The sequence below is a fragment of the Mesorhizobium sp. M4B.F.Ca.ET.143.01.1.1 genome (genome assembly GCF_004792275.1).
Classification (GTDB): domain Bacteria; phylum Pseudomonadota; class Alphaproteobacteria; order Rhizobiales; family Rhizobiaceae; genus Mesorhizobium; species Mesorhizobium abyssinicae.
The window spans coordinates 1-356 of the sequence record NZ_SRSR01000175.1 but is presented as its reverse complement, the minus strand read 5'-3'; the positions used below and the strand labels follow the sequence as shown (position 1 = coordinate 356).

General features: G+C 62.4%; 1 protein-coding gene. It reads right to left on the bottom strand.

The features are described 5' to 3' along the window. A partial coding sequence (locus EN786_RS36500; protein ID WP_135910110.1) for a trehalose-6-phosphate synthase occupies positions 1 to 356 on the bottom strand: 356 nt, incomplete at both ends.

Sequence of the window (356 nt, the reverse complement as noted above, 5' to 3'; positions counted from 1 at the left end):
GCCGGGTGAAGGCTATGTGGCACAGCGGCCAGAGCCCTTCATTGGCAAAGCCGAGATAATAGCCTTGCTGTTCTTCCTCGCTCAGCCAGACGCGGCGCAACGTGTAGGAAGGATTTTCAGGCGGCACCTCGACGCGGTCATTTTCATCGACGACAAGCGCATCGGCCGAACCACCGCCATAGGCGATCCATGTGCCGGCGCAGGCGCGCGTGATCGGCTCCAGCGCCGAGACCAGTCCGCTCGCCGGCACGACCAGTTTGACATCGCCGTTCTTGTCCTCGTTGTGGATATAGGGCTCGCGGTTGGAAACGACGATGACCTGGGCGTCCGGCAGATCCTCGGCCAGGATCTTGCGC